The organism is Streptomyces sp. NPDC058964 (assembly GCF_042741275.1).
Classification (GTDB): domain Bacteria; phylum Actinomycetota; class Actinomycetes; order Streptomycetales; family Streptomycetaceae; genus Streptomyces.
Genome location: NZ_JBHYKH010000464.1, coordinates 1 through 7,266, shown reverse-complemented (window position 1 = coordinate 7,266; position 7,266 = coordinate 1). Strand labels below are relative to the sequence as shown.

Sequence of the window (7,266 nt, the reverse complement as noted above, 5' to 3'; positions counted from 1 at the left end):
GGAAGTCGGCGCGGGTCATGCCCAGCAGCGTGGCGGCGCGTGCGCGAGCGGTGCGCAGGGCGGTGAGCAGTTCGTCGCGGTGGGTGGCCGTGAGGCGCGTGATCCAGTCCTCGCGCCCCACGAGGTCGGGGCCGTACCAGAGGGCGGGGCCGGAAAAGGGCCTGCCCGCGCCGGTCCCGGTTCCTGCTGCGTGGGCCATTGCCGCCTCCCTGCCTCGCGTACCGGACGGGTGCCCGGCGGGTTCGCGTCGACGAGGATGCTACGAAGAGGTCGTACGGAATGCTTGACCCGAGGGGACGGGAAACTTAACTTCTGGGGACCCGTCTCTGGAGAGTGCCCATGAGGCCCTTGGCCCGTACCGCTGCGCTGAACGGCTTCGTGGAAGTGAGCCGGTCTCTCGGGCTGGATCCGCGCGCGCTGATGAAGAGCGTCGGTCTGGACCCGGCCGACCTGGCCGTGCAGGACCGGTGGATCTCGGGCTCGGCAGTGGTACGGCTCCTGGAGCTGTCGGCCGCCGCTTCGGGCCGCGAAGACTTCGGCCTGCTGCTGGCGGAGCGGCGGCGCCTGTCGAATCTGGGGCCGATCAGTCTGCTGGTGCGGGAGGAGCCCGATGTGCACAGCGCGCTGGAGCTGTTGATCCGGCACCAGCACACCTACAACGAGGTACTGCACGCCCGGCTGTCCGAGGCCAACGGTGTGGCCACACTCAAGGTGGACATCCGGCTGGGCGAGGTCGTTCAGAGCCGCCAGGCGGTGGAACTCGCGGTGGGCGCCTTCCACCGCATCCTGTGCGGGTTCCTGGGCGCGCGGTGGCGGCCACTGTCGGTGTGCTTCGCCCACTCGGCGCCGAAGGACACAGCCGGGCACCGGCGCATGTTCGGGCCGCTGGTGGAGTTCGACCGGGACTTCAACGGCGTCGTCCTGTACGCCGACGACCTTCGGGCCTCCAACGCCATGGCGGACGCGCAGCTGCGCAGTTACACCCGTCAGTACTTCGAGCCCCTCGCGGTGCCCCGTGAGGCCGGCGAGGCGGACCGGATCCGTGACCTGATCGAGGCGCTGCTGCCGACCGGGCGGTGCTCCGTCGAGGAGATCGCCCGCAGCCTCGGGGTCGACCGGCGGACCGTGCACCGGCATCTGGCCCGGTCGGGCGAGACGTTCTCGTCCCTGCTGAGCTCCACGCGCGCGGCGCTCGCCGAGCAGTTCGTGGCGAACCCCAGCCGGTCGCTGACCGAGGTCGGCACGTTGCTCGGCTTCTCATCACTCAGCGCGTTCTCGCGCTGGTTCCGTGAGCAGTTCGGCTGCGGTCCCCGGGAGTGGCGCAAGGCGCGGACGAGGGCCGGGGCGTAGCGGCTGGGCAGCGCGCCGGGGACGTACGTGTCCGCACGTCGGCACCAGTGCGCGGGTGTCCCCAAATGACAAGTCACCTGTCACGACAGGGCAAACGGCCGTACGAGGGCGGCCCTACGGTGACACCACCGCACCGGCGGCCGGCCCCCGGAGGACCACGCTCGAGCCACTCCCCCTGAGCGTGCTTCCTCCGGGATGGCCGGAGCCCGTCCGGGTGCGTCCGTCCCCGACTCACCGCGCCCGCACGGCCGGTCGTACCCCGCCGGCTCCGTCGCCGCGTCCGCTCGAGCCCTTCGCACCTGATCACCTCCCGACAAGGAGACGCACCGTGCACTTCCACGACGACTCGCTCTTCCCCGAGAACCAGGAAAAGCTGGTGATCCAGGCGGCGCCTTACGCCCCCGAATGGCTGCCCGGGGACGCGGACGACATCCCGCTGACGATGGACGAGCACGTGCAGGTGGCCGTCGACTGCCACAACGCCGGAGCAACGGTGCTCCACATCCACGTGCGCGAGCTCGACGGCAAGGGCTCCAAGCGGATGTCCATGTTCAACGAGCTGCTGGGCCGTCTGCGCGAGGCCGTACCGGACATGGTCCTGCAGATCGGCGGCTCGATCTCCTTCGCCCCCGAGGGCGAGGGCGGCGACGCCAAGTGGCTCGCCTACGACACCCGCCACCTGCTGGCCGAACTCACTCCGGCGCCGGACCAGGTGACGATCGCGATCAACACCAGCCAGATGAACATCGTCGAGATCATGACCGACGAGGACCTGGAGGGCACCTCGATCGCGAAGCCGGACTACTACCGTGCGTACCGCGACATGGTCGTGGAGGCGGGGCCGGAGTTCTATCTGGAGCACCTCAAGCGGCTGCGCGCGAACGGCATCCAGCCGCACTTCCAGCTCGCCCACCTGGCGCAGCTGGAGACCGTCGAGCGGCTGATCAGGGCCGGTGTCCACACCGGGCCGCTGGTCCTCAACTACGTAGCCATCGGTGGCGGTTTCGCGGGCCGGCACCCAGCCGACCTGGTCGAGTTCATCCGCCGTGTGCCGGACGGCGCCGTCCTCACCATCGAGAGCTCGATGCGTGCCGTGGCCCCGATGAACGCCGTCGCCATCGCCCTCGGACAGCATGTGCGGGTCGGCAACGAGGACAACCTCTGGCGTGCCAAGGGTGAGCGGATGTCCTCCGTGGAGCAGGTCGAGCAGATGGTGAAGATCTCCGAGGCGCTCGGCCGTGACATCGCCACCGGAGCGGACGCCAATCGGATCTACAAGATCGGCGAGTACTACACGGACGCCGACGAGACCATCGCCCGCCTCGGCATGGTGCCCAACCGGCGCCCGGGACAGCGCGGCTTCATGCTCCGCGACGTCCAGGCCTGACACCGGTCCCTCCCCCTCACCCGTACCGACCCCTTCGGAGCTCTCCGTGGCACACGCCGTCCGCTTCTACGAAACCGGTGGCCCTGACGTCCTGACCTGGGAGGAGGTGTCCGTCGGCGACCCGGGGCCGGGCCAGGTGCGGATCCGGCACGAGGCCGTCGGTCTCAACTTCGCCGACACCTACTTCCGAACCGGCCTGTACCCGGTCCGGCTTCCGGACGGCATGGGCGTGGAGGCGGCCGGTGTCGTGGAGGCGGTCGGCGAGGGTGTCACCCACGTCTCAGTGGGACAGCGGGTCACGTACACCGGAAGCCCGCTCGGTGCCTACAGCACCGAACGGGTGATGGACTCCTCGCACCTGATTCCGCTGCCCCACGGGATCGGTTGCGAGACGGCGGCCGCGATGACCATGCGCGGCCTGACGGCGGCTTATCTGCTGCGCAGGATCCATCCGTTGAAGACGGGTGACACGGTTCTGCTGCACGCCGCGGCCGGCGGCGTCGGCCTGATCGTGGCGCAGTGGGCCGCGCTGCTCGGCATCCGTGTGATCGGAACGGTCTCCAGCGAGGAGAAGGCTGAGATCGCCCTCGCGCACGGATGCCGGCACGTCATCCGCTACCGGCACGAGGACGTGGCGGAGCGGGTCCGTGAGCTGACCGACGGCGCAGGGGTCCCGCTGGTCCTCGACAGCATCGGCAAGGACACCTTCGCCAGTTCGCTGGCCTCGCTGTCCCGGCGCGGGCTGCTGGTGTGTTTCGGCACCGCCTCCGGCCCCGTCCCGCCCATCGACGCCATGCAACTCGCCGTCCACGGCTCGCTGTTCGTCACCCGGCCCGCCCTGGCCGACTACATCGCGGACCCGGCCGAACGCGGCGCGCTGGCCGGTGAGCTGTTCGACCACGTCGCCTCGGGCCGCATCAAGATCGAGGTCAATCAGCGTTACGCACTCGACGACGCGGTCCGGGCGCACCGCGACCTGGAGGCCGGGCGGACCACCGGATCCTCCGTCTTCGTCCTCTGAGTCTCCAGCGCCCTCGTCCCAACCACAGGGAGTGAGTACCCATGCCCGACACCCTCGCCACGCCGCAACCGCGGACCCCGACGCCGGTGCGCCCGGGCGCGCCGCGCACCTCGATCCAGGTCGAGCCGCTGACCTGCACCATCGGAGCCGAGCTCAGCGGTGTGCACCTTGCCGACGCCGCCCGCGACGACGGGCTCTTCGCCGAGATCAAGAGCCTGCTGCTCCAGCACAAGGTCCTCTTCCTGCGCGACCAGGACATCTCGCGCGCCGACCACGTGGCCTTCGCCGAGCGCTTCGGCCTGCTGGAGGACCACCCCGTCGCCGGCAGCGACCCCGACCACCCAGGCCTGGTCCGCATCTACAAGGACCTCGGCAGCCCGGCGGAGCACTACGAGAACGCGCTGCACACCGACGGCACTTGGCGGACCAGCCCGTCCATGGGCGCCGTGCTGCGCTGCATCGAGTCCCCGCCGGTGGGCGGCGACACGATCTGGGTCAACATGGCCGAGGCCTACCGACGCCTCCCCGAGCACGTCAAGACGCAGATCGAGGGGCTGCGCGCGCGGCACAGCATCGAGGCCACCTTCGGCGCCGTACTGCCCGAGGAACAGCGGCACGCGCTCAAGGAGCGGTTCCCGGACGCGGAGCACCCGGTCGTCCGCACCCACCCCGAGACCGGCGAGAAGATCCTCTTCGTCAACGCCTTCACCACCCATTTCGTCAACTTCCACACGCCCGGCAACGTGCGCTTCGGCCAGGACTACGCGCCCGGCGCGAGCCACCTCCTGAACTACCTGATCAGCCAGGCGGCGGTCCCCGAGTACCAGGTCCGGTTCCGGTGGCGGCCCAACAGCGTGGCCATCTGGGACAACCGCTCCACCCAGCACTACGCCGTCCAGGACTACTGGCCCGCCGTCCGCAAGATGGAGCGCGCCGGGATTGTGGGCGACAGACCCTTCTGACCTGCCACTACTCGAAGCAGTCGAGGTGATGACAATGGAGTTTCACACCACTGCGCAGTCCCCGGACCAGACGGTGTCCGGACCGGCCTGGCCCGTGTCACGAGGCTATGCCTGGACGGTCTTCGCGCTGGGTTTCGGCCTGTTGCTGTCCGACTACATGTCCCGCCAGGTGCTCAACGCCGTCTTCCCGATGCTCAAGGCCGAATGGTTGCTGTCCGACGCGGCGTTGGGGTCGCTCAGCGGCATCGTGGCCCTGACGGTCGGCGTACTCACCTTCCCCATGTCTCTGATGGCGGACCGCTTCGGAAGGGTGCGCAGCCTGCTGGTCGCGGCGGCACTGTGGAGCGTGGCCACCCTGGGATGTGCCATATCGGCCGGCTACGGCGAGATGTTCGTCGGCCGCCTCTTCGTCGGCATCGGTGAGGCCGCGTACGGCAGTGTCGGCATCGCCGTCGTCCTGAGCATCTTTCCCGTAGCGATGCGCGCCACCCTGTCCGGCGCGTTCATCGCCGGCGGTGCCTTCGGCTCTGTGCTCGGGGTGGCCGTCGGCGGGGCCGTGGCACAAGCTGCGGGCTGGCGCTGGGCGTTCGCGGCGATGGGCATCTTCGGGCTGGTGCTCGCCGCGGTGTTCGGCGTCGTCGTCAAGGAGAGCAGACTCACCCCGCGCGACCAGCCGCACGACGTCACGGAGGACGGCCCCTCCCCCACACCGCTGCGCGGGCACCTGCCCCGTCTGTTCTCGTCCGTCTCCGTCGTCAGCGCCTACGTCGGCAGCGGCCTGCAGCTCTTCGTCGGCGCCGCGCTCCTGGCCTGGCTGCCCAGCTTCTTCGACCGCTACTACGACATGGCGCCCGCCGAGGCCGGCGCGGTCGCCGGCCTCTACGCGATGGTCATCGGTATCGGGATGATCGTGGGTGGTGTCGCCTCGGACCGCATCAGCGCCATCGCCCCGATCCGCAAGTGGAGTGTCGCCGTCACCTGCAGCCTCGGCTCACTCCTCCTGCTGACGGTCGCGTTCCGACTGCCCGTCGGTCCGGCCCAGTTGACCGCCCTCGCCGTCGGCTCCCTGCTGTCCGCGGCGACGGCCGGTCCTGCCGCGGCAATGGTGGCGAACCTGACCCCTGCCTCCGTCGCCGCGACGGCCTTCGCCACCCTCACCCTGGCCAACAGCCTGCTCGGCCTGGCCCCCGGCCCCGCCCTCACCGGCACGCTCGCGGACCACTTCGGTCTGATCGGCGCCCTGCGTGTCGTGCCGCTCGTCGCACTTCCGGCAACGGCGGCCTTCCTCGTCGGCCGCCGCTGGTACGAGCGCGACCTGCTCCGCCTCGGAAACCCGGCCACCACGGCCGAGTCCCGCAAGCCGTCGGAGGTCTCCTCGTGAACCAGGCCACCCCGCCCACCGTGGTGATCGTCCCGGGCCTGCGCGACCATGTCCCAGGACATTGGCAGACGCTGCTGGCCACCCGGCTCGCCGAGTCCGGCCGCACCGTCCGTACCGTGCCCCCGGTGCAGGAAGACCGCCTCGACCTGGCCTCTCAGGTCGGGCACCTGGCCAGAACGCTGGCGCCCGTCAACGGCCCCGTCGTGCTGGTCGCCCACAGCGCTGGGGTGATGACCACCGTGCACTGGGCCCGGCGCCACCACGCGAACGTCCGCGGCGCCCTGCTGGCGACCCCGCCGGACTTCGGGACGCCGCTGCCCGAGGGCTATCCGACCCCCGCCGAGCTGGCAGAACACGGCTGGACGCCCGTCCCCCGGGTACCGCTGTCCTTCCCCAGCGTGGTCGCGGCGAGTGCGAACGACCCACTCGCCTCGCCGGAGCGGGTCGCGGAACTCGCCGCGTGCTGGGGCAGCCGTCTCGTCGGCCTCGGCACGGTCGGTCACCTCAACCCCGCCTCCGGCTACGGTGAATGGCCCCTCGCGGAAGAACTCGTGCGGACGCTGGAGGGCATGGGATCCGCCCGGGTCCCCACGGGACGGCGGGCATGAGCGACGAGACCGACCTGCTGTGGTACCCCGGCCGCCGCGAGACCGAGGACTCCAACGTGGCGGTGTTCATGGAGTGGCTGGAGGAGACCCGGGACCTCCACTTCGCCGACTACGCCGCACTGTGGCGGTGGAGTTCCACGGACCTGCCCGGCTTCTGGTCCGCCGTGTGGGAGTACTACGGACTGGACGCCGTCAGCGGGTACGACGAGGTATTGGCCGACGCCACCATGCCGGGCGCCTCCTGGTTCACCGGCGCGCGGGTCAACTTCGCCGAACGCTGCTTCGCGCACGCCGACGACGCCCGCCCGGCGCTGGTGAGCCTGACCGAGGGAGGAAACCCTGTCGAGACCTCCTGGGAAGAGCTGCGCCGTGAGGTCGCGGACGTCGCGGCGGCCCTGCGCCGCATGGGCGTGGGGCCGGGGGACCGGGTCGCCGGGTACCTGACGAACCTGCCGCAGGCCGGGGGGGGGCGGCGCGGCCCCCCACCCCCCCGGGCCCCCGAGAGAGACAGCGGCCCCGCAAAACGGACCACCACACCGCCGGGCCCCGGGGGGGAC

Annotated in this window: 8 protein-coding genes; 7 read left to right on the top strand and 1 reads right to left on the bottom strand. The window is 70.7% G+C overall.

Annotated features, from left to right (window positions below; genetic code table 11):
* Positions 1-199 (bottom strand): hypothetical protein (locus ACFW2E_RS37140; protein ID WP_384473531.1); only part of this gene is annotated, 199 nt, incomplete at its 3' end.
* A gap of 140 nt (positions 200-339) precedes the next feature.
* Here ACFW2E_RS37140 and ACFW2E_RS37135 point away from each other — a divergent pair.
* From ACFW2E_RS37135 to ACFW2E_RS37105, 7 genes are all read left to right on the top strand, one after another.
* Positions 340-1,350, top strand: a complete 1,011-nt coding sequence (locus ACFW2E_RS37135; protein ID WP_384473528.1) for an AraC family transcriptional regulator ligand-binding domain-containing protein — start codon at positions 340-342, stop codon at positions 1,348-1,350.
* Positions 1,351-1,678: 328 nt separating this feature from the next.
* Positions 1,679-2,737, top strand: a complete 1,059-nt coding sequence (locus ACFW2E_RS37130) for a 3-keto-5-aminohexanoate cleavage protein (protein WP_384473525.1) — start codon at positions 1,679-1,681, stop codon at positions 2,735-2,737.
* A gap of 46 nt (positions 2,738-2,783) precedes the next feature.
* Positions 2,784-3,758 (top strand): quinone oxidoreductase family protein, encoded by a 975-nt coding sequence (locus tag ACFW2E_RS37125; protein ID WP_384473522.1) that lies wholly within the window; start codon positions 2,784-2,786, stop codon positions 3,756-3,758.
* 41 nt (positions 3,759-3,799) lie between these two features.
* The gene (locus ACFW2E_RS37120) at positions 3,800-4,720 is read left to right on the top strand and encodes a TauD/TfdA dioxygenase family protein (RefSeq protein ID WP_384473519.1); all 921 of its coding nucleotides are present in this window, start codon (positions 3,800-3,802) and stop codon (positions 4,718-4,720) included.
* Between the two features lie 34 nt (positions 4,721-4,754).
* Complete coding sequence (locus ACFW2E_RS37115; protein ID WP_384473516.1) at positions 4,755-6,101, top strand: MFS transporter; 1,347 nt, start codon at positions 4,755-4,757, stop codon at positions 6,099-6,101.
* The gene (locus ACFW2E_RS37110; protein WP_384473513.1) at positions 6,098-6,709 is read left to right on the top strand and encodes an RBBP9/YdeN family alpha/beta hydrolase; all 612 of its coding nucleotides are present in this window, start codon (positions 6,098-6,100) and stop codon (positions 6,707-6,709) included. The genes ACFW2E_RS37115 and ACFW2E_RS37110 overlap by 4 nt, the downstream gene beginning before the upstream one ends.
* Positions 6,706-7,266 (top strand): acetyl-coenzyme A synthetase N-terminal domain-containing protein (locus ACFW2E_RS37105; protein ID WP_384473510.1); only part of this gene is annotated, 561 nt, incomplete at its 3' end. The genes ACFW2E_RS37110 and ACFW2E_RS37105, both read left to right, overlap by 4 nt.